Here is a 26,157-nt window from a genome sequence, read left to right as displayed (position 1 = left end):
AACATAATCAGTTTTTGTTCTGATCAACATGTGCACGCGGTTATTGCAATCGCATTGTTTAATTATTTTGACACAGACAGCAAGTGAAAATTATATTTTTAAAAATCAAATGAAAATATTATCTGCCGCATCAAAATATTAAATCAATTTTAACCGTAAAAGAAGACTAATTATTAAAGCGTAAATATTGAAAGCGCAAAGGAAGAAAAGGAAATATTGCCTGATGTCGAAAGTAAGCTGAAAAATACAGAAGAGGGAATAAAAAAGACACAAGTAACATAAGGTTATTTGTGATTATGAGAGGGGGTGAGGAGGTATGTAGTTTGGGGGCAGTAACTGATATGTCTCTAGAGTACCTTACAGGGCAGGCTTCATGACAATAATTAACTATATGATGAGGCGTGCTAAATGAAGGTGGTTGGGTGTGTTCATGAAGGCGCATATAGCCACATATTTGACCAACAAATAACAAGAAAACAATTACCCATGAAGCCATCGAACGATGGTTCCACCTGAGCATCTGTAGTTCTCTGCAATTCATTGAGTGGCCTTGAGAGTCTGGGGCAATTAAACTCGAAAAATTTAAGGCCGTATCGAAAATTAGTTTTAGGCCCTGAGGTGCCATTGCTAGACCACGTTTTAACTACTACCTGATATTAATCGTCAAGGTCTCATACTCCAACATTTTAAGTGTGGCTAGGTTTGTTCCTGTGCTATAGCACACAGCCTCTTATCTTGCTATATCGACAGCAACCTCATGGGGGCTTAGAGGCTTTACGACGAAATTGTTGTACTACTTACACAGCACAAAAGTTTGAGAAGCAGAGGCGTGACCAAGCTTGGTACAGGCCACCGCTGCAAATCAACAGTGGGCAACTCGACATCTGACTTTGATGTGTGTGTAGCGTTTCGCGTGCGTGTACTGCTACGGCCTAGCTATGCCTCGGACAGCATTGACAATGCCTAAAGCGGGATTTTGGGCAAGACGCTACGAAATTGAGGCCCAATGGATAACCACTTGCACTATCCTATACCTCAGGATAGTATATGATAATGACTATACACTCCTCGCATCCTGAAATCATGAACCGGCTGAAGCGCGCCCAAGGCCATCTCAAAAGCATTGTAACGATGCTGGAGGAGGAGCGTGACTGTCTGGATATTGCCCAACAACTGCAGGCAGTGGAGAACGCCATCAGTAATGCCAAGAGAGCACTAGTACACGACCACATCGATCATTGCCTTGAGCATGCCGTGCGTGAAAGCGCTCAAAGTACGGAAGAAACTATTCTCGCATTCAAGGCCATCACCAAATACTTATGAGCTAGAGCACCTACATGACAAGACTCGACCTCCTGTTGCTGCAAGGTAAAGCTTACTTACTCATTTATTGTGTACTACCGTTGGGCGCCAGCGCGCATCGTACGGCAACTTGTTAATGCCAGCGTCCACTTTACGATGAAACTCAGCAGGCGTTTGTGGTCAAGCGCCCCCCTGATTTGCTGCGATTGCCGCCGTCTTAACTCAGTCTCGAGTTGTTGTTCCAATGTAAGGCAACACCACCTCGCAGCAGCGCACCTACATTCGGTCACTTCCTTCCGCCTGAGAACAGCAGCAATAATCAAGAAAGCTTGCCATGTTGAACGTGCTTGCCAACCGGACTTATCGATATCTCTTTTTGGCACAAGTGGTGGCGCTAGTCGGCACTGGCCTTGCCACCGTGGCACTTGGGCTTCTGGCCTTCGATTTAGCCGGCGGGAATGCCGGTGCAGTGCTCGGCACTGCACTGGCGATCAAAATGGTTGCCTACATTGGAGTGGCGCCGGTGGCAGCAGCCTTCGCCAACCGCTGGCCACGACGCAGCATGCTGGTAGCGCTGGATCTGATACGCGCCGCGGTAGCGGTGGCGCTACCATTCGTCACGCAAGTGTGGCAAATCTATTTGCTGATTTTTGTGCTGCAATCGGCTTCGGCTGCATTTACTCCGACCTTCCAGGCTGCTATTCCCGACGTACTGCCAGATGAGGATGATTACACACGGGCCTTGTCGCTCTCGCGGCTGGCATATGACCTAGAGAGCGTTGCCAGCCCGATGCTCGCGGCGGCCTTGCTATCAGTGGTCAGCTACCACAGTCTGTTCGGTGGGACAGTGATTGGCTTCCTTGCGTCTGCGGCGCTGGTGGTATCGGTGGTATTACCCAAAGCGGCACCAATGGTGAAACGCGGTATCTATGACCGCACCACGCGGGGCATCCGTATCTATCTCGCAACGCCACGTTTGCGCGGCTTGCTGGCGCTGAACCTGGCGCTGGCCTCCGCTAGCTCTATGGTGATCGTCAATACCGTCGTGCTAGTACAAGCGCGTTTCGGGCTATCGCAGCATGCTACCGCCTGGGCACTAGCCGCATTCGGTGGCGGCTCAATGGTATCGGCGCTACTCTTACCAAGGCTGCTGCGCAATGTCTCTGACCGTAGTGCTATGCTGGGGGGAAGCATCATTCTGGTTGCCGGCCTGCTACTCGGCACACAGTTGAGCAGCTTTGCGCTGCTACTACCATTGTGGTTTATGTTTGGCCTGGGCTACTCTCTGGTGCAGACTCCCTCTGGCCGTCTGCTGCGCCGCTCGGCGCATGCCGAAGATCGCCCGGCCCTGTTCGCCGCTCAGTTTGCCCTGTCGCACGCCTGCTGGTTGATCACCTATCCTCTGGCCGGTTGGCTGGGAGCGAATCTAGGCGTGCTACCAACCTTTGGCATTCTCGGCATACTGGCCGGTGCGGCTGTGTTCTCTAGTTCCAAAATCTGGGCGCGCCACGACCCGGAACATATCACGCACCACCATGACAACTTGCCGGGGGGGCATCCGCATCTGCTTGAGCACGAACAGGGTGGCGAGCACGAGCATGTCTTCATCATAGATGATCAGCACCCAAGCTGGCCTAAACCTTAATTCCAGTGAAGCCTCTGCGAGAAAACTGGCCAACCGGAAAAAACAGATGGTCTGGTATCCTGACATGGCATCTTGAGCAAATAGATCCTGCCGTGCGGAGACCGCGCCCCTTATCCCCATCATCCATGTGTAGTCTGGTCAAGAAGAGAGGCATCTGGCCTCACCGATTAGTGAAAATGGCATATTGAAGCTCTAGCCGACAAGACGTGCAAGTTTGGGCCAAAAACCTCGTAGTAGATAATCCACTTCAGATACCACGCTGAGGAAACCAGTGGGCAGTAGGGTTGGGTTGAATCGCCCCAGTTTCCCTAGACACTTGTGAGCCGTTGGAAATAGTGCTTCTCAAACTCTACCGGCGATAGCCCATTTGCGGAACCATGCCGGCGCTTCGGGTTGTAGAACATCTCGATGTAATCGAAGATATCCCGGCGAGCTTCTTCCCGATTGTGATAGGTTTTTCGTTTGATGCGCTCCCGCTTCAGCAACTGGAAGAAACTCTCCGCCACGGCATTGTCGTGGCAATTCCCTCGTCGGCTCATACTGGGCACCAGACTATGGGCCTTCAGGAAGTCTTGCCAGTCATGACGGCTAAACTGACTCCCCTGGTCGGAATGCACCAGCACCTCCTGCTTGGGCTGACGTCGCCATACCGCCCTCAACAGGGCATTCAGCACCAGTTCTCTATCGATACGTGACTGCATCGACCAGCCAATGACCTGCCGTGAGAACAGATCATGCACCACCGCCAGATACAGCCACCCCTCATGCGTGCGGATGTACGTGATGTCGGTCACCCAGACTTTATTCTGGCCATCCACTGTGAACTGACGCTGCAGGTGGTTTGGTACGACCACCGCTGGGCGGCCACTGCAATGCCCAGTTCGTCGGAAGTAGCCCGTCTGCGAACGTAGGCCCTCCTGCTTCATCAGTCGTGCCACGCGATGTTTGCCGCAGCGCTCTCCCTGGGCTTGCAGGTCATCATATACCTCGGTACCCATAGACACCGCCACTCTCCAGCCAGGCCTGCTTGATGTGCCCCAGCAAGCGCTGGTCTTCGCGGGTACGAAGTGAATGGGGGACGCTTTCCAGGCGTAGTAGCCGCGGGGGTGTACAGACATGCCTTGGCACAGTCGCCGGATAGGAAACTGCTGCTCGTGAGCCCGGATGAAGGCATACCTTACCCGGACTCTTTGGCAAAGTATGCGGCGGCCTTTTTTAGGATGTCGCGTTCTTCGGTTACCCGTTTGAGTTCTGCCTTGAGGCGGCGGATTTCAGCTTGTTGGTCAGCGGATTCGGCAGGCTGGGCCCGCTTGGGGTCATAGCATTTCAGCCACTGATACAGGCTGTGGGTAGATACGCCGAGATGACTGGCGACTTCTGAAACGGGGTAGCCACGTTCGGTTACCTGTTTGACGGCTTCAATTTTGAATTCTTCTGGGAACCGCGGTCTGCTCATGACACCTCCTTGTGGGGCCGAGTGTGAGGCTCACAAGGTATCTAGGAAAGTGGGGGCGATTCAAGCTACTCGCTCAGTCAACGAGGTTGTGCAAAATTTGCACGAGCTCAGTAAAAACAAGCAGAGGACAATGTGCAAGAAACGTACAGTGTACCGCCTATCAGAACCCCCTGTAGGACTGTGCGGGCAAATGAAGCGGCAGGCAACGTCATCGCCTGCCTCTACTTATAAGCCAATAACTCAGCTTTATCTGGGCTGACCCGCAATCTGCTGATAAATCACTTTGCCGGCTAGCATGGTCCACAACACCTTGGCATCTTTGAACTGTGCCACTGGTACCTTTTCGAGATTACGGTCAATCAGGGCGAAGTCTGCGCTTTTCCCCGGCGTGATGCTGCCAATTTGCTGACCCAGCCCTATCACTTTCGCCGCATTGAGGGTGTAGGCCTGCAAGGCATCCTGGCGTGAGATTTTTTCGTCCGCCGGCGGGAGTTCCCCCAGTTCCCCCTGCCGAGTGATCCCTGTGTACATGGCATGGAAGGGATTGGGCGTGGAGACTGGCCAGTCGCTGGCGCCTGCAACGATGGCGCCACTGCGAATCAAACTCCCCGCAGGATAGAGCTTCTGACGGAGTGCAGGGTTAACGTCGGCCAACAAGCTGGTACTGGCCGCGTCTTTCCCTGACCACAGAAACTGCATCGATGCGGCGACATTGAGCGGTTTGAACTGCTGGATGTGCCGATCGGCAACCACTTCCAAATGCGTCAGGCTGTGCAGGGTCCGGCCTTCAGGATTGCGGGCGCGGGCATAGGCAAGTGCCGTGAGAGCCTCATCGGCCGCACGATCGCCAATGGTGTGAAAGTGTGCGATCAAGTGCTGGCGGTCGGCCGCCGCAATCAACTCGTTAAAGCGTTGCTGGTTCAGATCTTGGCTGCCGCTGTAGTCCGGCCGGTTCAGGTAAGGCTGGCTGAGCTTGGCGGATTGAGACGGCACCTCGATCACGCCGTCTTGCAGAATCTTGATGCCTCCCAGATTCAGTCGGCCGCCTGAGAATCGCCGTTTCAGCTTCATTACGTCTTGGATGATTTCAGGACCCGAATGGATGCCTACCAGCGCCAGCGCGGTCACATGGCCATTGAGACGCCCTTGTTGGGCCAGATAAGCGTAAGCGGGCAACTGGCCTTGATCGCGTGCGGTGGGAGCGGCACTAAAGACGGCGGAGGCCGGCCGGATGTTGGTGATGGGGTCCATCCAGGCAGTAATACCGTACCGATTGAGTTCGCGGGCGCCGGAGGCGATGGCGCGCGCCATGGTCTTGGTGTCTAGCGGGGGCATGGCTTGCAGGATTTGGTCCCAGCCGGCCTCTGAAACAAAACCGTTCAACTCCCCTTGCGGCGTCTGGCCAAAGTGGCTGGCAACGCTCGGCCCCAGCTTGGCTAGCCGTTTTTGATCTATGCCGGCCTGCTTCAGCATCGCTTGATTAACCCAGCCTGTGTGAGCATCTGCGCCTGCCAGCACTACCGGGACCGTGGCGAACTCGGGGCTGTTGAACACTTGGCGAATGGGCTCCAGGTTTTCCCAGTAGCTCAAAGAAACATTGGAGAAATAGAGGATGTTGCCAAGGCGCAGCTTGGGGCTGTTCTGTTTCTGCCGTACAAAATCGCGGATTTGCTCGGCGGTGCCCAACGTGTCGGGAAAGGTCTCGGTCATGCTCTGGAAACCGGCGAATCCGGTATGCACATGCGTATCGATCAGGCCTGGCATCAGGAATTTGCCTTGTAGGTCAAGCCGGCTGGCGCTTGGCCCCATTTTCTTGGCAACGACCGCATAATCGCCAACGATGACGATTTTGCCATTTGCTACGCCAACGGCTTCAGGGTGTGGTTGCGTGGCGTCAGCGCTGTAGATATTGCCGCCGTGTAGAATCATGCTGCCGCGCGGCGCCGCCGATACGGTAAGCGATAAGAAGAGAACGCCCAGAGTGAATAAGGAGTGTTTCAATAACATGGTGGTTTCCTGGCATCGGACCGCCACTGGCGACATGTAGAAGAACCATGCGACGAAGCGCCGACATGGACAACGACGATGCGGACAGGAAACGACAGTTTGCCGAATTCAGCCAGGCGGCTCGCCAATCGGCATATGGATCTCCACCGCGTACCAGCCAAGCTCCGGTTGGGTCCCAGGCAAGTACAGCTCGTAGCAGGGGCTGTCGCCCAACTCGTAGCCCTGTCTATCCATCCAGGCAGCCGCGGCGTGCCAGGCTTGCGCCAGCAGCGCTTCATCCCCCGCGCAAGCAAATACCGCGTAGCGCCCGCCCGGCACCCGTTGGGTCACGCGCTGGTCAACCAAATTCGGAAGTTGCGCGCACATGTCGGTGCGGCACTTGTTCGGCGGGGTGACCAGTGGGTAGTCCCAATACACCGCCAGCACCGGCGTAGTCTGAAAGTCCGGTGTATAGCCTAGCATTTCACTTAGAGCCAAGAAGGCATGGGCGCAGGACGCTTGACCATAATTTCCAGTTTGGCGCGCATAAACCACCTCCCGGTCGGCAAGCTCCCGGATACTGGCGAAAGCCGTTACTTCATTGTCCGCATCAAGGTCGTCAAGGTATTGAATTGCTGCCGGGATGTCGTTTCCATGCTTGCTATTTTGCATGTACAGCCGATAGTCCGACGGGCTTAGACCAAAGTGCCGCCGAAAGCTTTTTGCCATGTTTTGCGAGCTGGAGAATCCGCAAAAAGCGGCTAAGCGGCTCATATTGTAGATTTGGGACGAGCATAGGTATTTGGCGACACGCTCTAGTCTTAGTCTTCTGATCGCTTCGCTTAATGTTTCGCCGGTTTCCTGCTTGAACACGCGGTGGAAGTGGAAACGGGAGGAGGCGCACTGGCGAGATACCACGGCAAGCGAGTGCTCCTGTTCCAGGCAACTGCTGATCAAGTTCAAAGCTTTCATCACTTTGAGCTTGTTGTGGGCAAGCGCTTTAGCGCGGCGCATGTTGGAATGTCATGGGTGAATCTTCTTCATGTAGAGCCCATCAGACCAAGCTTGAAGTCTATCGGTTCTAACCGCTTCTCCTGATTTACGTTTCTCCGGAAACCGGGATATTCCATTGCTGTTGTCGGAGCATGCCACTTGCCCTCTCAAAATCCAAGGCGTCAATGGCCGAGTCCAACAACCGCATCGCGTCTGGCGAGCTCTGCAGCAACAACGATGAGCGGATCTGATAATACGCATCACAGGCGGAGAAGTTCCGCTCGTCCAGTTGCTGCAAGAGTGTATTGAAGTTGGCCTCTGTTAAGGGAAGCGTCACGCCAGGGAGCGTTTCTTGCTGTGCCTCAAGCCATGACTTCATTGCTCCCAGCGTTGTGTCTAGAGTGATGCGAAATGGTTCCAGTGCGGCTAGGACTTGCCCAGCATCCTTCAGTTTGCATAAACGCTCCAACTGTTCCGTCTGTCCCCTTAAGGCTTCCATTTTGAACGTCGCAGCGATGCCTTTTAAGGTATGGAGCCTCCTAACAGCTTCGTTCCAGCTTTCTACCTGTAGGCTACTTTTCAAGAACAGATCAAGCCCCTGGTTTTCTTCTATGAACTGTTGAACCAGTTTCTTTAATTGCAGGCTGTCGTTTCCCAATACTTTCAGCAGCGGCTCAGGCTCGAAGGAGTCCGACGACGAAGAGACGGGCAGCTGGAGTGGCCTGTTGTCCTCCATGGATGGTTCGCCCGTTTGGCGTCCCAGGTTTTTACAAATAGTCGCTAGCATTTCCGGAACATTAATCGGCTTGGCAATGAAGTCGTTCATCCCGCAGGCAAAATACTGCGCTTGCTCGCTCTGCATCACGCCCGCTGTCATCGCAATGATGGGCAACTCGAGTTTGAGTTCTTGCCGAATGATCTGTGTTGCGCTTAAGCCATCCAAAACCGGCATCTGAACATCCATCAGCACCAGTTGTACCTCTTCAGCATGTTGACGCAAATAATCGACGGCAAGTTGGCCATTTGAAGCCAGCGTCACGCTGGCGCCAGACTGTTCCAGGATCTTCTTGGCAACGATCTGATTAAATTCATTATCTTCCACCAGCAGGATGGAACACGCCTTCAGGCAAAGCGGCTCCGTTTTCTGACCCGCGCTCGGTTCCAGCGTAGTCAGCAGCGTCCGGTCACCCAACAGTTCATGCAGGCTATCGAACAAGCTGGAACGGGTGATAGGTTTGATCAGCACGCTGTCCAACTGGCCTAATGCCCCATTTTCTACCGCCTGCTTACGATCAAAACCATTCATCATCAAGATCACCGGCACGGGATGCGGCCCACCAACAAGGCGCTTGAGGGCAACGCCGGCACTGAGGCTATCCTGACCCGGCATGTTCCAATCCAGCAACACGGCATCGTAGTATCGCCCAAGTTCAGTCTGCGCTTGGGCGAGCTCCAGCGCCTGCTCTGCGGAGCTGCACAAATCCACCTCGCCTCCCCAGGCAAGAATCGATTGCTCCAGAAAACGACGTGTAACCGCATTGTCGTCCACCACCAGCAAGCGCGACCATATTGGGGCCTTAGTCTGAAGCGGCAATGAAGCGTCGGGATCAATCGGAAGCTGAATTGTGAAGTGAAACTCACTACCCACCCCCAGTTCGCTGTTGACGTACAGCTCGCCACCCATCAAGTTCACCAGCCGCTTGCAAATTGCCAAGCCTAGGCCAGTTCCACCAAACCGCCGGGTTGTGGAGCCATCTGCTTGCTCGAATGGCGTAAATAAGCGCGAGCATTGCTCCTCAGACAATCCAATGCCGGTATCCCGTACTGAAAATCGGAGCGTGGCAGCGCTGGCGTCCTTATTCAGACACAGGATAGACACCACTACCTCCCCATGCTCAGTGAACTTGATGGCGTTGCCGGTGAGATTCACCAATATCTGCTGTAGGCGGAGCGGATCGCCGATCAGACGCAAGGGCGTCTCCGGCTCCACGCCAATGGCCAGCTCTAGGGGCTTGTCGCCAAGCGTGACCGACATCATGGAGGCCAACGCGTTCATGCTTTCCTCCAGGACGAAAGGCGTGGGCGCCAGACTAAGCTTGCCAGCTTCAATTTTGGAGAAATCCAGAATATCGTTGAGGATACCCAACAAGGACTGTCCGGACGCCCGCAGCATCTCCAGATATTTGTTCTGCTCCGCGTTGAGAGGAGTCGACCCCAATAGGTGGCACATCCCTAAAACGGCGTTCATCGGGGTGCGAATTTCATGGCTCATATTGGCGACGAACTCGCTTTTGGCGCGGTTGGCGGCTTCCGCTTGCTCCCTAGCCTGCTGCAGGGTGTGCTGGGCTAATCGCTGCTCGCGGATATCGCGGGCCACCCCAGGAAACCGCTAATCTCGCCGGCCAGATTGTGGATGGCCGTGACCACCAGATTGACCGGCACCAAGTCACCCGTCTTGCGGCGATAATGCCATTCCTGCGAATCCATGCCTTCCTGCTTGACCTTATGCACCAGGGCCTCGAAGCCCAAGACCGCTTCAGGAAACGTCCGGCCATAGTCATTGATCTCGTCTTCGACGTGCAGCAAGAGCAAGGTTTGCTTGCCAACCAGCTCTTCCGCCCGGTAGCTCAGCATGCGCTCGGCGCCGGTGCTGAACATCTGGATGGTCCCATCCAGATGGGTCGTAATAATGGCGAATTCGCTGGCGGCGTCGATCACGCTTTGCAGATGCTGCTGAGCTTCCAATACCGCGTCCTGAGCGATCCGCAGCAAGGTCACATCGGTAATAAAGGCGTAAAACCCCTGCACCTGACCATATTGCTTATCCGGCACATAAGAGATCACCACATCATGAGGTTGGCCGGCCGCATCGGGCAGCAAACGTTCAAATTGCTGTGGCAAGCCTTGGAGCGCCTGTTGAACATAGGAAGGCCCCGACGGATAGCATTCATCGTTAAAGAGCGGAGGGGCGGCTGGATGGCGATCGGGCGCGTTGGACAAGCCAAACCACTCGAAATAAGCGCGATTGGCAAAGCGGTTGCAAAGTTGAGCATCCCAGTAACTGATCACCATCGGCATATGATCGATAATGGTTTGCAACTCTCTATGCATTTGCTCCTCGGCCCGCTTGGCCAACTCTTGCTGCGTCACATCTCGGCTAACGCCCACCATGCGTAACGGTCGGCCATCCATTCCCTTTTGCACGACAACCGCCATGCCCTCCAGGTAGCGAACCTCTCCATGAGGGCCCAATAATCGATACGCGATGCTTAACTCCCCAGCCCCTCGCAGCACTTGCCGCAGACGATCCTGCACCATGTCCTTGTCTTCCGGGTGCAGCCTGGAAAGCCACATCTCATCTATTGGCAGCGTGTCGGATGGGAGATACCAGTGCAGCTGGTACATCGCCTCATCCCAGACCCGCAAACCGGTTTGCAGATCCCAATCCCAAATCCCCACTTCCGCCGCGCGAGTGGCCAGAGACAGGCGCTCCGTCAAATCCAGAATCTGTTGTTGCTGCGCCATCCGTGCATCGATATTGTCGATTTGCAGAATCACATGCCCCTCGGCTTGCCCCCAGTTCAGCTTGGAGACCCGCAACTCCACCCAGATCGCACGGCCGCTACGGTGCAGGTAGCGCTTTTCAAACTGATAACTCTCGCACTCGCCGGAACGCAAGGTCTGTAAATGCGCAATCGACTGTTCCAGGTCATCGGGGTGAGTCAGCTGCTTGACCGTCATGCCGCGCAACTCGTCCACGGAGTAACCCAGCATTTGGCACAAGTGAGGATTGGCTTCCAGCAAGAAGCCTCTCATATCTGCAATGGCAAAACCGGTGGCGGCAAAGTTCATCGCGTCTTGAAACCGGGCCTCGCTGGCATCAAGCAAGGTACGCTGCCTGCGGATATGGTCCATGGCAACGCCGACCAAAGCGGGGAATAGGCAAGTCACTCCGGTCGTGGCCCAGAGGTTCAACGATGCGATAGTCGACAATTTCTCTGGAAGGGGAATACATGAAAATAAGCAAGCCCCCAATGGAGAGCAGCATCAGATTGCCAATCAGTGCCGCAGGCAAGGCGCCTAGCCAATAAGCCACTAGTGTTAAAAGACAAGCGATATAAACAAATGGGGATGTAGTAAGATGTAACAGCAGCGTGGCAACTACGAGGATTGCAAGAGTAGCAAGTATTAATGTCGAGAAACGATGCGTTGATATTGTGTTTTTCAGAGCGTCCCGACTTAGCAGCAGCGCAGTGGGACCTATTAGCAATAACCCAATCGCATCACCTAGCCACCAATGAAACATGACTCCACTCAAACTAAAGCCGTCAACAAGCCAGATAAAGATAGCAGCAAAGATGGATGAAAGTGGCGTAGCGATAAACAAATAAACAGCAAAAGTAGTCAGCAGCATGGCAGGCGAAGGCGCTTGGCAGTCCAATTTTACCCACGCTTTGGTCAAATAAGCAGCCAACACAATCTCTAAACCATTCGCCAAGCTAGCCATAATACTAAAACCAACGCTGCTGCCCAGCACAAGGTTAGTGATGAAACTCACCAGTAACAATGTGGCAAGCAGCTCCTGCCACTCTCGATAGGGTCTTCGAATAAATAATGCCAATGCAACTACATTCGCTAACCAGATGCTGGCAACACTATTTGATGCTCGGGTAAGCACAATGGACAGGGCGGCGAGAAGAAAGTATGCAATGGCAAGAATAAAACATCTTGCATATCGATGCCGAGGAGGTCCAGCAACCTCAGCAAAGGGGAGCTGGCTTGATCTGTCCATACAACCTCCAAAGAGTGTTCTGAGTTGGCAATACAGCTAAGCCAATGCAATAGCTAGACTATAATTATCTCGCCCACCCTGTTTGGCTTGGTATAAAGCGACATCCGCCTGCTTAACAAGATGACTTGGACTCTCGTGCTTGGATAGGATGCAAGTTGCGATTCCCACGCTCACGGTGACAACATTTGAGCGAGCAATGCCCTCGTGTGGAATGGCCAATGATCTAATTTTATGGCAGATCCATTCGCCGTACTGACAAGCCTGTGGCTCATCCGTACAAGGAAGCACCACTGCGAACTCCTCCCCTCCATAGCGCGTAACGAGTTCTCCAGAGCGTTGAGTCGAACTGAGCAAGCCCCTAGCCACTCGCTGCAAACAGGCATCGCCTTCTAAGTGTCCATAAGTGTCGTTGTATTTTTTGAAATCATCCACATCTATCATGGCCAACCCTAATGGCTGTTGTTGGCGCATATGACGCTGCCACTCCAGTTCAAGTTGCTTGTCAAAATAACGACGATTATATAGTTGAGTCAAACCATCACAATTAGCTAGTTGTTTCAATAAGTCGGCTTGCTTTTTTAGTGTCAAGTGAGTATGGACTCGAGCCCGTACAATAGGAAAATTCAGTGGACGGCTAATGAAGTCTACGGCTCCCGCTTCAAGCGCCTGAATTTCATGCTGAGCATCTTGATGTGAAGTGACAAAAATAATAGGAATATCGGCGGTCCAGGCATCCTCTTTTAAACGACGGCAAACCTCATAGCCGTTTACCTCAGGCATTTCTACATCTAATAGAATAAGCAAGGGCTGGTGCCGTCGTGCCGCGTCAATGCCTGCACTACCATTCATGGCAAAAATGATTGGAGCTTTATCAGCCAGAAGACTGCTCATGATCTTAATATTGGTGACGCTGTCGTCAATAATCAGTATTGGACTGTTTTCTACCACAGCATTACTCATTTTTAACTCCGATTAGAACAACTCAAATATCAACTTAACTATTTTCGTGTCTTTGTATGCAATCTACAACAAGCAAAGAGACGTCATCACTGATGGGGTCTCCTTCTAGATGCTTACTAACTGCTTCAAGAATATGGGTGCCAACTACCTTTCCTCCGGTATTTTTTACCGCATTAATGATCCCTTCCACACCAAACATTCCTCCTTGCCGGCTTTTCGACTCAGTGATGCCATCGGAGCTGACCACAAGCGTATCGTGAGAGTAAAATTTAAGTGTCTGCAGCGTGTTGTCAAAATCACTTTCCGATAAAACACCTAACGGTGGATGTTGTGACTTTAGTATTACCGCCAGCTTTCCAAGTGCACTAAAAAGAAGCACACAGGGAATGCCGCCATTCCAAACACTAATGGTGCCCGCTTTGTGATCAATAGAAATAAGAGCGGCCGCGACGAATCGGCTTCTAGGTAGTAATTTGTATATTTTTTTATTAATACCTGCTGCAATATCCGAAAGCGAGGAGCCATTTCGGGTCATTTCATAGAAACAGTCAACAACAGGTAACGCGCTGATGGCTGCGGCCAAACCATGTCCGGTACAGTCCGCCAGCATGATATGCTCCTGCCCTGAGGGTGAGGGGCAGATGCAAATGAGATCGCCATTAAAATTGGTAGCCGGGCTGAGGTGTTGCCAGATATGGGACTGTGGACTGGTATATTGCTCATTGAGCCGTTTAATCAGCTCTAAAGTCAGTCGTTGCTCTTCTTCATTAGCTTGGTAGTATCTTTCCAAGCGAATCGCATCTTGATTAATCTGCTCCTGCATCTCTGCAATGCGCAAAAATACCTGTATTTTTGCGGCTAACAGATCAAAGTTCACAGGCTTGGCGAGGTAGTCATCCCCCCAGCCTTGAGCCCAAGAACAACGTTTTCCAACTCACTCTGGCTAGTCAGAAAAATGATGGGCACCCAGCTCTCACCAAAGAGTTCTCGTAGAGCCTCCGTCGCCTGTAGCCCATCCATCTCAGGCATCACGACATCCATCAGGATCAGATCCGGCCGATTTTCCTGGCAGTAAGCCAAAGCGTCCAAACCATGCACGGCCACCGCACAACGGTAGCCCAATCTGGTAATGAACTGACCAATCATTTGTCGATTGGTCGCGCTATCTTCAACTAGTAAAATAGTTATTTGCGACATAGTTCACTCGATACGTTCAGCATCGGCATGATGACTTATTTTTATGCTATTACCACCCAACGCAGGATTTGTAAAAGACGAAAGCAATAGAAAACATCAACACGAACAAATAAATCGCGCAAAATAACCATCAGATTTATAGTTCAGTATTGTCTAAACTTGCGATTGCTGACAGTACGTTTTTCGCAGATCTACTCGCCTTGACAGTTTCTCCGTGGTCCATTGCAATATAGAGATTCTTCTATCTGCAATTTCTTCTTCAGTTTTGCGAGTTTGGCAGCGGCGTCTTGCGCATCGTATTTTTGTAGATCACCCCATCCTTCATGATCACGGTAAAATTTTTCGCGGGGTTCTCAATCAACTTGATGTCCGCGATAGGGTTGCCGTCAACCAACAACAAGTCAGCCAGCGCCCCTTCCTCAACCACGCCGATCTTCCCGGGATAGGGTGAGCGCAGACCAGATAGCGCGAGCAATTCTCCATTGTCAGCGGTGGCCATCTTTAGCACTTGAGCCGGTGTATACCAGCGCACGAGCTTGGCCAACTGCGCACCTTGGCGGCTAGCCAGCTTGGCATCGAACAAAGTGTCTGTGCCGAATGCCGTCTTAATCTTGTACTTCTTCGCTAGTTGATAAGCATTGTCGGTGCCCTTGAGCATCTGTAATTGCTTGGCCCGATTCACAGAACCTTCGGGGAAAGGAATCATGTCCTCGTCCTCAAGAAAAGGCTGCAAGCTCCACCAGATGCCTTTTTCGGCCATCAACTTAGCACTGGCTTCGTCAGCCAGCTGGCCGTGATCAATGCATTTAACGCCTGCGCGAACCGCTGTCTGAATCGCTTTGGGCGTGTAAGCATGCACGGTGACATAAGTGCCCCAGTTATCCGCGGCCTCGACCGCGGCATGAATCTCGGCCTCACTATATTGAGCGACGTCCAAAGGATCGTAGTTAGAGGCTACGCCACCACCTGCCATCACTTTCAGAAGGCTGGCGCCTTGTAACAATTGCTCGCGTGCGCCGCGCCTTACTTCATCCGGACTATCCGCTATCACCGCATACCCCAGCCGCTCGGTGAAATGTGCGGGGGAGCTATCCTTGCGCGGCAGGTCAAAATGGCTGCGAAAATCCGCGTGACCGGAGGTCTGTGAAATTGCCGCGCCGGACGGCCAGATGCGAGGACCTAGAATGTGACCCTCATCAATCGCTCGCTTCATACCAAAGGTTGGACCGGATAGATCTCTTGCACTGGTAAATCCACGCATCAACATGTCGCCGGCCGCCTTGGCCTGCACGATCTGGGTATAGTTTGGGTCCGCGGTCATCAGCACCGGTAATGGAACCACCGACTGCGCCATATGGGTATGGGCATCAATGAGTCCAGGCATTAGAGTGCGCCCTTCAGCGTCAATCAACACGACATTGGCACTCCGCTCGATTGAGATGGGCCGGGGTGAGATCTTCACAATCTTGTTGCCACGCACAAGCACATTCGTCGGCGCGCTGAGTTGCTTGGACTTGCCATCGAAAATTCGTGCGCCTGTGATCAGGGTCAGCAATTCTGGAACAGGCTTCGACACAGGCAAAGGCAACTCCGCGGCTTCCTGTCCGTGAGCATGAACCAAGGGGGTTACCAGCATGAGTAAGATAAGAGCAAGCTTTTGCATGAAGTTCTCCAGAGGAGTAGGGGCCTCTTGCACAACAACCACGAAGAGACTCTGAAGCCGTGTGATCTTAAGATTAGCACACCAATGTCATTGGCATGTCCGCTACTGGTCGTAAGGGCCACTTAAGAACTAAGCTAACTCACTCTATGTGGCATACCACCCGAAAGGTTTGGGTCAACTTGGTCTATCCCGGCCCCCGTTAACACTAACTTAAGGGGGATAATTACCACCGAGGGCAGTGTTCTTGGCCAAGACCAGACGTACTTTCCCGGGGACCCTCAAGCGCGAAGAGGTTGAGCAGATACTCACGGCCCCCCCGTTACGGCATATTGCCCAAGCCTTCGACATTACCGAGTCACTACTGGGCAGGTGGAAACGTCAGCAGCAAGACGCAAGGTCAGATGCCTTCCCCGCCCGAGGCAAACAGACCGTTGTAGCCGCCAAGCTCAAATGACTGCGGGATGAACTGGCCCGCGTCGACGTCCCCCCGCCTTCAGTAGCAGGGGGATTTAGAGTCCAAGCTTAATTTCTCTGCAAGTGATTCGGCATAGACCGCCGGTGTCAAACCACCCAGTGCTTTCTTCGGCCTTTCATTGTTGTATTCCTTTCGCCAAGCTTCGATAACAACTTGGGCATGGCGCAGGCTGGTGAACCAGTGCTCGTTCAGGCACTCATCCCGGAAACGCCCGTTAAAGGACTCGATGTAAGCGTTCTGATTGGGCTTGCCAGGTTCAATGAGCAAAGGCTGACCCCCACAGGCGTGTGCCCAGGTCAACATCGCACGGCTGCAGAATTCCTTGCCATTATCGGTCCGGATGGCTTTGGGCAAGCCACGTGTCTTCGCCAACTGCTCGAGGACGCGGGTCAGATGCAGGCCTCCCATCGCCCGTTCCGGAACAATGGTGACTGCCTCATGCGTGGCATCATCGACCACCGTCAGACTCTTGATGACACGCCCCTCTGCTGTTCGGTCGAACACAAAGTCCATCGACCATCCCTGATTGGCCGCCAAAGGACGAGCCAGTGGGTGACGGTCTGCCACGGGGATTTTCTTGCGCTTGCGCCGGCGGATTTGCAGACCCGCCTCGGCATAAAGCCGGTCCACCCGCTTGTGATTGACCCGTATGCCCTCCTGCCGCAGCTTCAGGTAGATCATGCCGGCGCCGTAACGTCGGTGACGTTGTGCAAGCGCGATGATTTTTGCTCTCAAGGCGACATTGCGGTCTGAGGCTGGCTGGTAACGGAGTGCACTGGGGCTCATGCCAGCCAAACGCAACGATCGACGTTCGCTGAGCCCTTTGCCCATCAGATGGCGCACCAGCTCCCGCCGTGACGGTGCGCTCACCACTTTTTTCGCAGGGCCTCTTTGGCAATCTCGTTCTCGAGCATGGTCTCAGCCAGGAGTTTATTCAGCCGTGTGTTCTCAGTTTCCAGCTCCTTGAGATGCTTGGCCTCCGACACATTCATTCCGCCAAACTTGCTGCGCCAGAGGTAATAGCTGGCTTCCGAGAAAGCATGCTTGCGGCACAGCTCAGCTACGGGCATGCCGGCTTCGGCTTCGCGTAGGAAGCCGATGATCTGTTCTTCGGTGAATCGTTTCTTCATATCCGATCTCCATGTCATGGTGGATTGGACTCTAAAGTCACGCGCTACTCAATACTGGGGGGGCGTCGGATGATTGCTGGCAATAGTGTCAGGATTTGATGGGCCGCCTTGTATTAGATAGGAGTGCTTCTATATTGAATTGCCAATGTCATTGACGCAAACTCTTGAAAATGTTATTGATTTAAATCCTAAGGAGATGAAAATGGGTAAGGCAGAATTGTCCCCGCTGTTTCAACTGGAAGATCCGACTCAGTATATTAAATATGCTCACCATTATTTTGAACAGACACAGGTTCATCTATTGAAGACTGATGAGCTGAATCCAAATATTCAAGACAAGGATGGGTTGGTTACCTACATGGTAGCTTCGTCAAACCCACCGCCGGAAGAGATGCAGAAATTATATGATGAAGTTGCGCCAGTAATGGAGGGGCTAACTAATGTTGTAGTCTCTGCCATTCTTAAACAGGCTGGTGGTGATGATGCCAAGAAACATAATCCTGCAGTATGGAGAGGGCCAATGGAGGCAATGACAAAAGCTTTCTGCGGTGGGTTTTCCCAATCATCAAAGCATTATGACCAGACAATTATTGGAGTTGATGTTGCCACAAAGTTTTTGAACATACTGATGGACGCTACCATAAATGAAGGTGCTGCACTTGACGACTTTAGGAAATTCTTGAAGAGTCAAGGGGATACCATTCAAACGCAGATTTCTTCAAGCACGAATAAATATCTTTATGCTAGTGTTTCTATTGTTCATGAGTTCTTCAAAGCTTCTGATGGTCGCTGGATTTATGTACCTAAATTTAAAAGCTATTTCACCCAGTTCACTCAAGAAACACTAAAAATAACGACTGCATGCGCTTCGTATGATAAATTCAAATTCAAGTTTGATTTGGATATAATGTCTGCAGCTTTCATGGTTGAAAGCTGGAAGACATCAAGCTCTTTCCGTGATCAAGTTAGAAAATTTATCGACAAATTCCAAAAGATTAACATTAAAGATTCTGAAAATTACTTTGATGGAATTTTTAATTCCACACCTTAATTTTTTAGGAAGAGATTATGAAATTCAATTTTCTTTGTTTAGTAGGGGTGTCGGTGTTTTCGACAGCGGTGATTGCTGAAAATGTCCCACGTGGTTCGCTGGTAGTACGTTATGGCGCGGCCAATACGGATGAGAACTATGCAAAGGAGGATGGTTATCCTGATGGGAAGATGCAATCCATCTCCGCAGTTTGCTCTCCTGGCAATGAGGCTGTTAGTGAGGTTAATGTGAAAAATCTGATCCGGTCTGATAAGGGTCACCCTTCTGCAGATCGCCTTGGCAAGGCTGGTGCAACTAATGCATCGAGTCTTATTGGTGCGGGGGCAACTGTGGTAAAGGACCCTATAAAGAGTAAAAATCCGAATCACTGCTTGATTAATAATATAAAGCTCAAGGATATAAAAGGGGTTTGGACTATATTCGCTGACCCAATTAAAAGCCCGTAGAAATGCTTTAAAGAATTAATGACACTGACATGAAGGTGTTGTGGCAGCGTCTATTTTTATATGTGCTCTTCCGACGTCACCCCACTTTCAGTAGCTGAGGGCTTTAGAGTCCGGGCTTAATTTACCTGATTTCTCTGCAAGTGATTCGGCATAGACAGCCGGTGTCAAACCACCCAGTCTTTCGTTGTTGCATTCCCTACGCCAGGCTTCGGTGACGACTTGGACATGACGCAGGCTGGTGAACCAGTGTTCGTTCAGGCATTCATCCCGGAACCGCCCGTTGAACGATTCGATGTAGGCGCTCTGATTGGGCTTGCCAGGCTCGATGAGGAAGAGCTGAACGCCACGGGCATGCGCCCAGGTGCCATTCAGATCCGCGATGTGAATGCCCAAGTAATCTGGACGTCCGCATCTTTGGGATTGAATGGCCCAATCCAGCCGGCCGCGAACCGGACGATGCCAGGACAGTCCTTGTTGAAGGGACAGGATATCTACTCTCAGGATAAAACCACTCGGTTCAGCATGCAGACAGATGACAATCTGGTTTTATACCAGAACAGAGGTGAACAGTGGGCGCCAATATGGGCAGCGGGGAGCAACGGTCCCGGTAATTCAGCCTACAAGTGCAAGCTGTTCGCCGATGGGGATCTGGCCGTGCTGACCTATTTCAGCAACAATAAGTGGGCCAGTGGTATCGGTGGCCATCCGACTTGCTGGTTGGATGTGGAAAGTGGCCGCATTGTGCTGCGTCACAACGGTGGCATCGTCAAGGTTTTACCGTAAGCAGAGGGTTGGGTTGATCGCAAAATTTCTTCCGACTGATATCACTGCGATACTTATTTCTCGAACTACTTGGTCTGTCTGGTTTTGTTCATGAACACAGCTCCTATCAACGCGGCATCCGTATTTACCTGACCACGCCGCGGCTGCGCGGTCTCTTGGCGCTGAACCTTACCGTGGAGGCGGCCAGCGCGATGGTCATCGTTAACACCGCAGTGCTGGTCCAGGCACGTTTCGGCCTGGACCAGCACGAGAACGCCTGGACCCTGGCCATCTTTGGCGGAGGCTTATTGACTGCCGAACTGGCCTTGCCGAGGCTGCTGCAAGACATTGTCGACCGCAGCGCGATGCTGGTGGGGCGGTGGTGGTCGGCCTGTTGCTGGGAGGCTTATTGAACAGTTACGCTTGGCTACTGCCGCTGTGGTTTATCCTGGGACTGGGGCATTATCCAGTCCGGTGCCTGCTGCGCCGCTCCGCCCATTCAGAAGACCGACCGGCCTTATTCGCTTCCCAATTCGCCTTATTGCATGCTTGTTGGCTGATCTCCCACCCGTAGGCTGCCTGGCTGGGCACCAAGGCCGGCCAGCTGGCGGCCCTTTCTAATTCAGCTTATTGAACCACGCTGACCAGGTCTGCCACTTCTTCCGAGAAGTCTGGAAACACGCCGTCGATTTGCCCCAGCATCGAGCCGCTCCAAGGGCCAGGCTTAAAGCTGTCCTCAACCGATGAGTCTGGGTGTCGGAGCCCTTTCACATAGATCTTCGTAAACAGTGCTTGCGCTCGCAGAAAATCCGCTTCTTTTTTCCATTTATTCCCGGGATTCGGCCATCGCTTTCGGGATACCGTAAGCTGGAGCAAAGCTAGGAAAGTCGCTTCATCCATCCACTGGAAGTCAGGGGTGTAAGCCAGAAGCGTACATTGACCCGGTTGCTCGGTAGGCTTCAACTCCATTTCCAGTAGATAGAAATACGGCCCTTCCGCACTGACCTTGATCTCAACGCAAACCAGCTGGCGCCGGCGCTGCTCGGTACCCGGAGCGCCTATCAAATGCCATGCCCTTCTGGAACCAATCGGCCCCGGGAAATACGTCACCCAATCCTCTCCGGAACGAGTACTCTCGCGGCCAGGACGAGTCTCGATCTCCCAGCCTCGGGCGCGAGTCCGCGCTTTCAAAGCGACCAACATCGACAAGAACAGCGTCAAATCACGATCCACCCTGCCATCATCGCTCAAAAATTCGCTGAGCCCCAGATTGCCTTGGGCATCTTGACCATGCTGAGCCTCGTTCTGCGTCAACGCATCGACAGGCACGCCAATGTCCGCACCCGGTTCACTGGCAATAGCAGGCACTTGAGGGCGTTCATGATGGAATTTCAGAGTGTCGAAGCCCGCGAAACGACTACCATACTTCAGTACTGCGAGCCGGACGAGACGCCCGTCCGCGGGGACATCGTCTACCAGCAGCTCATCCTCATCATCATCCGGCAAGAGCGGGTGGAAGTGAGGTGGCCGGATCCTCACGGGCTCACCGCCCTCCACGACTTTCGCTTCCCAAGGCTTATCGCTCTTCCAAAGCAGGTTGGCAAACTCAAGCGGGCGCGAGCAGTGCTCAATTTCCATAACAAATTTCGCCCATTGCCCTTTCCTCTCGCCACTCGATAAGAGGACACGCTTGCCCCACACTCGCAACGTCGTTTCCCCACGCAGCGGAAAACTGGCCTGAATATCGAGCGGGCTCTGTTGATCCAAGGGGAGAGTCTGATTATTGGTATGCGTCGCAGTGAGCCGTTGGCGAACACCAAGTAGAGCCGCCCGAAACGGGGCTGACGCGATCGCCCGTGCGAGTATGACAGCCTCAGAACGGTTGATATCCTCCTTGACTTGCAGTACCGGCCAAACACCATCCATTTTTGAGCGAGACCAATCGATATAGTCCCCAGGCGACCAGACAAGGTGGCGGTGAGAAATCGGGAAGAAACGCCAAAATAAAAGCGGATAAGTTCAATACTTGGGATGAGAAGCCATTGCGGCCCACGGTCTTCAATTGTCGGCACCAGCACATAACGGCTGGTGGCCAAAGCCTGCCGGGTATTGGCCAGATTGAAATAGGAATCCGGCAAAACGGTGTCGATGAATGCGCCCCCCACATCCACCACTTCTTCCAGCGCAACCTCCCGCGCCTGACTGGCGTCAATCCGGAAGGTTTTAGGACTGCCGATATTCGGTCGGGAAATGCAACGACCATCGCGCCACAACGTACCGACCTTGAACTCTTCCAATGTCGCAACATGAGCCGGTAAAGCCAAGCAGACATTGGGCAGAATCGCATTCTTTTTATAGGGATCACGCCATCGATCAGGATGAATGCCGGAGAAGTGCACGACCGTTCGGGTACCCAGCAATCCAGTAGGCCTGATTGGCCCTACGCCATCCACTCGCCAAATTCCAGGATGCTTTGCCAATTTCTTGAATGGAGCGCTGGGCATAATTTGCTATAAGCATTAACAGATACCAGCCAATATTCTCATTCAATACTGGTAATTTGCAAATATTTATAGAACTTACAGCCGCCCACCAGCGCCACCGCGGACGCGGTATGGTGCGGTGAGCGGAACGGCCTTACGCCCCAATCGTCCAGCGCGAAGCCGTCGGTCCCCAAGGAGCGCACGGCGGCGCTTTCCAGCGCCTCTTCGTCCGGCATGCCGGGCAAGATGCCGGGCAGACGCGCGGCCAACATGGATTTGCCGGTGCCGGGCGGCCCCATCATCAAAAGACTATGCCGTCCGGCCGCGGCCACTTCCAACGCGTGGCGCGCCAGCGGCTGGCCTTTGATGTCTTGTAGATCGGGGTAGTCCGGGGCCGAACGAGGCAAACCGCCTTCTGGTCGATACGGTACCAGCTCGGAGAGGCCGTTGAGAAAGGCGCAGGCTTCCACCAGAGTGCTCACGCCGTACAAGGGCATGCCTTCCAGCACTGCGGCCTCCTTGGCGCTGGCCATCGGCAAGATGAAGGCGCGCCCCGCTTCCCGCGTCCGGCACGCCATCGCCAAGGCGCCGCGGACCGGCCGCAAGGCCCCGGTCAAAGCCAGTTCTCCCGCGATCTCATACTCCGCCAGACGGGGGCAACGCACCTGTCCGCTGGCCGCCAGAATGCCGATGGCGATGGGCAGATCGAAACGGCCGGAGTCCTTGGGCAGATCGGCCGGAGCCAGGTTGACTGTGATTCGCCGGGCCGGAAACTCAAAACCCGAGGTTAGAATCGCCGCGCGCACACGCTCCCGGCTTTCCTTCACCTCAAGGTCAGGCAGGCCGACAATGGTGAATGCGGGCAAACCGTTGGCCAGATGCACTTCCACCGCGACCTCGGGCGCTTCCAATCCTGCCAGCGCCCGGCTTGCCACCACGGCCAGCGTCATATCGCTAGGAGTGGCCGAGTTCTGATTGCGCTTCTACCGCGGCCTGCGTTTCCTCCGGGAATACCTGCGCCTCCAGGCGCGCCAGCTTCAGCTCCAGCTGCGCCAGCTTCTCCCGGGTGCGCACCAGCACCTCCTGCTGCACGTCGAACTCCTCGCGCGTCACCAGATCCATCTTGCTGAAGGTGGAGGCCATCATCGCCTTGACGTTTTTCTCGATGTCCTTGGCCGGGCTGGCGGCGATGGTTTCGCTGATCTTGTTGCCGATTTCCTCAAACAGCTTTTGGCTCAACATGACGCGGCTCCTTATGAGTAAGTGATAACAGTGCAGAGTGTAGCAAAAAGCCAAGTCCGCCACCCGCCGGCGCGCACCCGGCCTAGAGCGATCCGGCCAGGCCCCTCCCCTGACGCCGCAGCGCTTGCGGCACCAAATCAGTGCGGCCCGCCACGACCCCATGCACCGGGAAAGTGCCAAAACGGTCAGTACAGGCCTTTTTTGCGTTGCAACATGATCTTAGGGTTTTCTTTTGCGCCAATCAGGCCTGGCACGATTCATGCGTATCGACGCTACAGCAGCGCTCATCTCAAGCCACCGGATCATCAGACCCTAAGGAGCAGTCATGAAACTCGTTTCCGCCATCATCAAGCCCTTCAAGCTGGATGAAGTCCGCGAAGCCTTGTCCGCCATCGGCGTGCAAGGGGTCACGGTTACCGAAGTCAAAGGCTTCGGCCGTCAAAAAGGACACACCGAACTCTATCGCGGCGCCGAATACGTGGTGGACTTCCTGCCCAAGGTCAAGCTGGAGATCGCCATAGACGACGCTTTGCTGGATCAGGTGGTGGAAGCCATCGAAAAGTCCGCCCGCACCGGCAAGATCGGCGACGGCAAGATCTTCGTCTACGACCTGGAACAAGTGGTGCGCATCCGCACCGGCGAAACCGGCGCCGACGCGGTCTGAACCGCGATAGAGACACAGGGGAAACGACAATGAAAAAACTGCTCGCAACCATTCAGCTCGCCGGCTTGAGCCTGGCGGCTCCGCTGGCCTTGGCCGCCGCACCGGCGGGTCCGGCGATTGCCGACGCCAAGAGCATCAGCGCCGGCGACACCGCCTGGATGCTGATCTCCACAGCCCTGGTGCTGTTCATGACCATTCCCGGCCTGGCGCTGTTCTATGGCGGCATGGTGCGCAAAAAGAACGTGCTGGCGACGCTGATGCAAAGCTTCGCCATCACCGCGCTGATCACGGTGCTGTGGGCGGTCATCGGCTACAGCCTGGCCTTCACCGTCGGCAGCCCCTATCTGGGCGATTTGAGCCGCGTGATGCTGGACGGCATGGTTTACCTGAAAGAGGCCGGCAAACTGGCCGTGCACCCGCTGGCCGGCACCATTCCGGAATCGGTGTTCATGACCTTCCAGATGACCTTCGCCATCATCACTCCGGCGCTGATCACCGGGGCCTTCGCCGAGCGGATGAAGTTTTCCGCCATGCTGGTCTTCATGGCCTTGTGGTCCTTGCTGGTCTACGCGCCGGTGGCTCACTGGGTCTGGGCGCCGGGCGGCTGGATGGCGGACAAGGGCGTGCTGGACTTCGCCGGCGGCACCGTGGTGCACATCAACGCCGGTATCGCCGGCCTGGTGACCGCCTTGGTGCTGGGCAAGCGCGTCGGCTTCGGCAAGGAGGCGATGCCGCCGCATAACCTGGTGCTGACCCTGGTGGGCGCGTCCATGCTGTGGGTGGGCTGGTTCGGCTTCAACGCCGGCTCCGCCGCCGCGGCGGACGGCCGCGCCGGCATGGCGATGGTCACCACTCAGCTCGCCACCGCCGCCGCCGCGCTGGCCTGGATGTTCGCCGAATGGCTCACCAAGAAAAAGCCTTCGGTGCTGGGCATTGCCTCGGGCGCGGTCGCCGGCTTGGTCGCCATCACGCCCGCCGCCGGCTTCGTGGACGTCAAGGGCGCGCTGATCATCGGCCTGGCGGCCGGCGTGGTGTGCTTCTGGGGCGCCACCGGGCTCAAGCACATGCTGGGTTATGACGACTCCCTGGACGCCTTCGGCGTGCATGGCATCGGCGGCATCCTGGGCGCGCTGCTTACCGGCGTCTTCGCCGTCAAGGAAATCGGCGGCGCGGAAGGCAGCCTGGCCGCGCAAGCGCTCGGCGTCGGCGTCACCGCGGCTTATTGCGCCGTCGTCACCTTCATCTTGCTGAAGCTGATCGATATCGCGATCGGACTGCGCGTCGCGGAAGACGAAGAGCGCGAAGGGCTGGACGTGATCCTGCACGGGGAGCGCGTCGAATAAATCCGGATTTTCTTGTTGTGGTAAGGGACTTGGGGCGCCGCTGGCGCCCTTTTTTTTGGGAAAGCCGCCCATGAAAAAGCCGGCCCTGACGGACCGGCTTTCGCTTGCGGAGTTGAAACCGCTATTTGACGATGCGCAGGCTGGGGCGGCCCGTCGGCTTGGCCGGCGCATCCGGCTCGGACGGCGCTTCCGCCGGCTTGGCCTCCTCGTCGGCCGCCACCGGTTTCAGCGTCGGCGCGGGCGCTTCCGCCTCGCCCAGCTCCACCTCGAATCCCATGCCTTCGCCGGTTTCCCGGGCAAAAATCGACATCACATTGCCTATCGGCACCCAGATGTCGCGGGACACGCCGCCGAAGCGGGCGGAAAACGACAACCAGTCATTGTCGATACGCAGATTCTTGGTGGCCGACAGACCGATATTCAGCACGATCTCGTTGTTTTTCACGTACTCGCGCGGCACATCGGCACGCTCGTTGACCCATACCACCACATAGGGCGTGAAGCCGTTGTCGCCGCACCACTCGTGCAGCGCTCGGATCATGTAGGGCTTGGTGCTGGAGCTCATTG

25 protein-coding genes and 2 pseudogenes are annotated in these 26,157 nt (G+C 54.3%); 10 read left to right on the top strand and 17 right to left on the bottom strand.

The genetic code is table 11. The annotated features are described in order from the left end of the window. The first annotated feature begins 1,053 nt into the window (after positions 1 to 1,053). Positions 1,054 to 1,323, top strand: coding sequence for a metal-sensing transcriptional repressor (locus HQN78_RS22855; protein WP_235086547.1), 270 nt, complete (start codon positions 1,054 to 1,056; stop codon positions 1,321 to 1,323). A 313-nt stretch (positions 1,324 to 1,636) separates the two neighbouring features. Then, the gene (locus HQN78_RS22850) at positions 1,637 to 2,947 is read left to right on the top strand and encodes an MFS transporter (protein WP_235086545.1); all 1,311 of its coding nucleotides are present in this window, start codon (positions 1,637 to 1,639) and stop codon (positions 2,945 to 2,947) included. A gap of 308 nt (positions 2,948 to 3,255) precedes the next feature. Here the strand turns inward: HQN78_RS22850 and HQN78_RS22845 are convergent, their stop codons facing one another. The 11 genes from HQN78_RS22845 to HQN78_RS22795 all read right to left on the bottom strand — a co-directional run bounded on the left by HQN78_RS22845 (position 3,256) and on the right by HQN78_RS22795 (position 15,994). Next, entirely contained in the window at positions 3,256 to 4,113 is an 858-nt protein-coding gene (locus tag HQN78_RS22845) for an IS3 family transposase (protein ID WP_235089895.1), read from the bottom strand. Between the two features lie 11 nt (positions 4,114 to 4,124). Then, positions 4,125 to 4,403 carry a transposase gene (locus HQN78_RS22840; RefSeq protein WP_235086542.1) on the bottom strand — a complete coding sequence of 93 codons (279 nt, stop codon included), beginning with the start codon at positions 4,401 to 4,403 and terminating at the stop codon, positions 4,125 to 4,127. 246 nt (positions 4,404 to 4,649) lie between these two features. Beyond that, complete coding sequence (locus HQN78_RS22835) at positions 4,650 to 6,410, bottom strand: amidohydrolase (protein WP_235086540.1); 1,761 nt, start codon at positions 6,408 to 6,410, stop codon at positions 4,650 to 4,652. A 108-nt stretch (positions 6,411 to 6,518) separates the two neighbouring features. Continuing rightward, positions 6,519 to 7,403 (bottom strand): GyrI-like domain-containing protein, encoded by an 885-nt coding sequence (locus HQN78_RS22830; RefSeq protein ID WP_235086537.1) that lies wholly within the window; start codon positions 7,401 to 7,403, stop codon positions 6,519 to 6,521. 85 nt (positions 7,404 to 7,488) lie between these two features. Further along, the gene (locus HQN78_RS22825) at positions 7,489 to 9,759 is read right to left on the bottom strand and encodes a hybrid sensor histidine kinase/response regulator (protein WP_235086535.1); all 2,271 of its coding nucleotides are present in this window, start codon (positions 9,757 to 9,759) and stop codon (positions 7,489 to 7,491) included. Then, positions 9,729 to 11,297: a PAS domain S-box protein gene (locus tag HQN78_RS22820; protein ID WP_235086533.1), complete on the bottom strand. Its 1,569-nt coding sequence runs from the start codon at positions 11,295 to 11,297 to the stop codon at positions 9,729 to 9,731. The genes HQN78_RS22825 and HQN78_RS22820 overlap by 31 nt, the downstream gene beginning before the upstream one ends. After that, positions 11,263 to 12,174 (bottom strand): MASE1 domain-containing protein, encoded by a 912-nt coding sequence (locus HQN78_RS22815; protein ID WP_235086530.1) that lies wholly within the window; start codon positions 12,172 to 12,174, stop codon positions 11,263 to 11,265. The genes HQN78_RS22820 and HQN78_RS22815 overlap by 35 nt, the downstream gene beginning before the upstream one ends. Before the next feature lie 36 nt (positions 12,175 to 12,210). Then, positions 12,211 to 13,134 (bottom strand): diguanylate cyclase domain-containing protein, encoded by a 924-nt coding sequence (locus tag HQN78_RS22810; protein WP_235086523.1) that lies wholly within the window; start codon positions 13,132 to 13,134, stop codon positions 12,211 to 12,213. A 34-nt stretch (positions 13,135 to 13,168) separates the two neighbouring features. Then, positions 13,169 to 14,011, bottom strand: coding sequence for a PP2C family protein-serine/threonine phosphatase (locus HQN78_RS22805; RefSeq protein ID WP_235086475.1), 843 nt, complete (start codon positions 14,009 to 14,011; stop codon positions 13,169 to 13,171). Beyond that, positions 14,008 to 14,331 carry a PleD family two-component system response regulator gene (locus HQN78_RS22800; protein ID WP_235086473.1) on the bottom strand — a complete coding sequence of 108 codons (324 nt, stop codon included), beginning with the start codon at positions 14,329 to 14,331 and terminating at the stop codon, positions 14,008 to 14,010. The genes HQN78_RS22805 and HQN78_RS22800 overlap by 4 nt, the downstream gene beginning before the upstream one ends. Positions 14,332 to 14,590: 259 nt before the next feature. Next, positions 14,591 to 15,994, bottom strand: coding sequence for an amidohydrolase family protein (locus HQN78_RS22795; RefSeq protein ID WP_235086471.1), 1,404 nt, complete (start codon positions 15,992 to 15,994; stop codon positions 14,591 to 14,593). A gap of 238 nt (positions 15,995 to 16,232) precedes the next feature. Between HQN78_RS22795 and HQN78_RS25935 the strand changes: the two genes are divergently transcribed. Then, a complete protein-coding gene (locus HQN78_RS25935; RefSeq protein ID WP_370646573.1) occupies positions 16,233 to 16,448 on the top strand; it encodes a transposase in 216 nt (71 codons plus the stop codon). A gap of 39 nt (positions 16,449 to 16,487) precedes the next feature. Here the strand turns inward: HQN78_RS25935 and HQN78_RS22790 are convergent. Next, positions 16,488 to 17,617, bottom strand: a protein-coding gene (locus HQN78_RS22790) for an IS3 family transposase (RefSeq protein ID WP_235086468.1) whose coding sequence is annotated in 2 segments (ribosomal slippage) — positions 16,488 to 17,341 and positions 17,341 to 17,617 — 1,131 coding nt in all. Because the reading frame shifts where the segments join, the coding sequence is not laid out codon by codon here. A 127-nt stretch (positions 17,618 to 17,744) separates the two neighbouring features. Between HQN78_RS22790 and HQN78_RS22785 the strand changes: the two genes are divergently transcribed. Together HQN78_RS22785 and HQN78_RS22780 are read left to right on the top strand one after the other, a co-directional pair. Then, positions 17,745 to 18,650: a hypothetical protein gene (locus tag HQN78_RS22785; RefSeq protein ID WP_235086466.1), complete on the top strand. Its 906-nt coding sequence runs from the start codon at positions 17,745 to 17,747 to the stop codon at positions 18,648 to 18,650. Between the two features lie 17 nt (positions 18,651 to 18,667). Next, the gene (locus tag HQN78_RS22780) at positions 18,668 to 19,096 is read left to right on the top strand and encodes a hypothetical protein (protein WP_235086463.1); all 429 of its coding nucleotides are present in this window, start codon (positions 18,668 to 18,670) and stop codon (positions 19,094 to 19,096) included. Between the two features lie 87 nt (positions 19,097 to 19,183). Here HQN78_RS22780 and HQN78_RS22775 read toward each other — a convergent pair. Next, a pseudogene (locus HQN78_RS22775) lies at positions 19,184 to 19,456 on the bottom strand (transposase); the annotation flags it as partial. A 111-nt stretch (positions 19,457 to 19,567) separates the two neighbouring features. Between HQN78_RS22775 and HQN78_RS22770 the strand changes: the two are divergent. Together HQN78_RS22770 and HQN78_RS22765 are read left to right on the top strand one after the other, a co-directional pair. Beyond that, complete coding sequence (locus HQN78_RS22770; protein WP_235086461.1) at positions 19,568 to 19,879, top strand: hypothetical protein; 312 nt, start codon at positions 19,568 to 19,570, stop codon at positions 19,877 to 19,879. Between the two features lie 155 nt (positions 19,880 to 20,034). After that, a complete protein-coding gene (locus HQN78_RS22765; RefSeq protein WP_235086458.1) occupies positions 20,035 to 20,271 on the top strand; it encodes a hypothetical protein in 237 nt (78 codons plus the stop codon). Positions 20,272 to 20,485: 214 nt separating this feature from the next. On the opposite strand, the gene HQN78_RS22760 is transcribed toward HQN78_RS22765, so the two are convergent. Continuing rightward, entirely contained in the window at positions 20,486 to 21,625 is a 1,140-nt protein-coding gene (locus tag HQN78_RS22760; RefSeq protein ID WP_235086455.1) for a hypothetical protein, read from the bottom strand. 161 nt (positions 21,626 to 21,786) lie between these two features. On the opposite strand from HQN78_RS22760, the gene HQN78_RS22755 reads away from it, so the two are divergent. Beyond that, a complete protein-coding gene (locus tag HQN78_RS22755) occupies positions 21,787 to 22,176 on the top strand; it encodes a hypothetical protein (RefSeq protein ID WP_235086453.1) in 390 nt (129 codons plus the stop codon). A gap of 266 nt (positions 22,177 to 22,442) precedes the next feature. On the opposite strand, the pseudogene HQN78_RS22750 reads toward HQN78_RS22755, so the two are convergent. Further along, a pseudogene (locus HQN78_RS22750) lies at positions 22,443 to 23,291 on the bottom strand (YifB family Mg chelatase-like AAA ATPase); the annotation flags it as partial. A gap of 4 nt (positions 23,292 to 23,295) precedes the next feature. Then, positions 23,296 to 23,583 (bottom strand): accessory factor UbiK family protein, encoded by a 288-nt coding sequence (locus tag HQN78_RS22745; RefSeq protein ID WP_107800595.1) that lies wholly within the window; start codon positions 23,581 to 23,583, stop codon positions 23,296 to 23,298. A gap of 325 nt (positions 23,584 to 23,908) precedes the next feature. On the opposite strand from HQN78_RS22745, the gene glnK reads away from it, so the two are divergent. Further along, positions 23,909 to 24,247: a P-II family nitrogen regulator gene (gene glnK, locus HQN78_RS22740; RefSeq protein ID WP_043591378.1), complete on the top strand. Its 339-nt coding sequence runs from the start codon at positions 23,909 to 23,911 to the stop codon at positions 24,245 to 24,247. A 29-nt stretch (positions 24,248 to 24,276) separates the two neighbouring features. Beyond that, a complete protein-coding gene (locus tag HQN78_RS22735; RefSeq protein ID WP_304502830.1) occupies positions 24,277 to 25,590 on the top strand; it encodes an ammonium transporter in 1,314 nt (437 codons plus the stop codon). Between the two features lie 121 nt (positions 25,591 to 25,711). On the opposite strand, the gene HQN78_RS22730 is transcribed toward HQN78_RS22735, so the two are convergent. Further along, on the bottom strand, positions 25,712 to 26,155 hold the full coding sequence (locus HQN78_RS22730; protein ID WP_227104953.1) for a ClpXP protease specificity-enhancing factor: 444 nt from the start codon (positions 26,153 to 26,155) through the stop codon (positions 25,712 to 25,714). Between the last annotated feature and the right edge of the window lie 2 nt (positions 26,156 to 26,157).

It is taken from the genome of Chromobacterium sp. Beijing, assembly GCF_021496765.1.
GTDB lineage: Bacteria > Pseudomonadota > Gammaproteobacteria > Burkholderiales > Chromobacteriaceae > Chromobacterium.
Note: the sequence above shows the minus strand (reverse complement) of the source record. Positions and strands in the feature narration are given on the sequence as shown.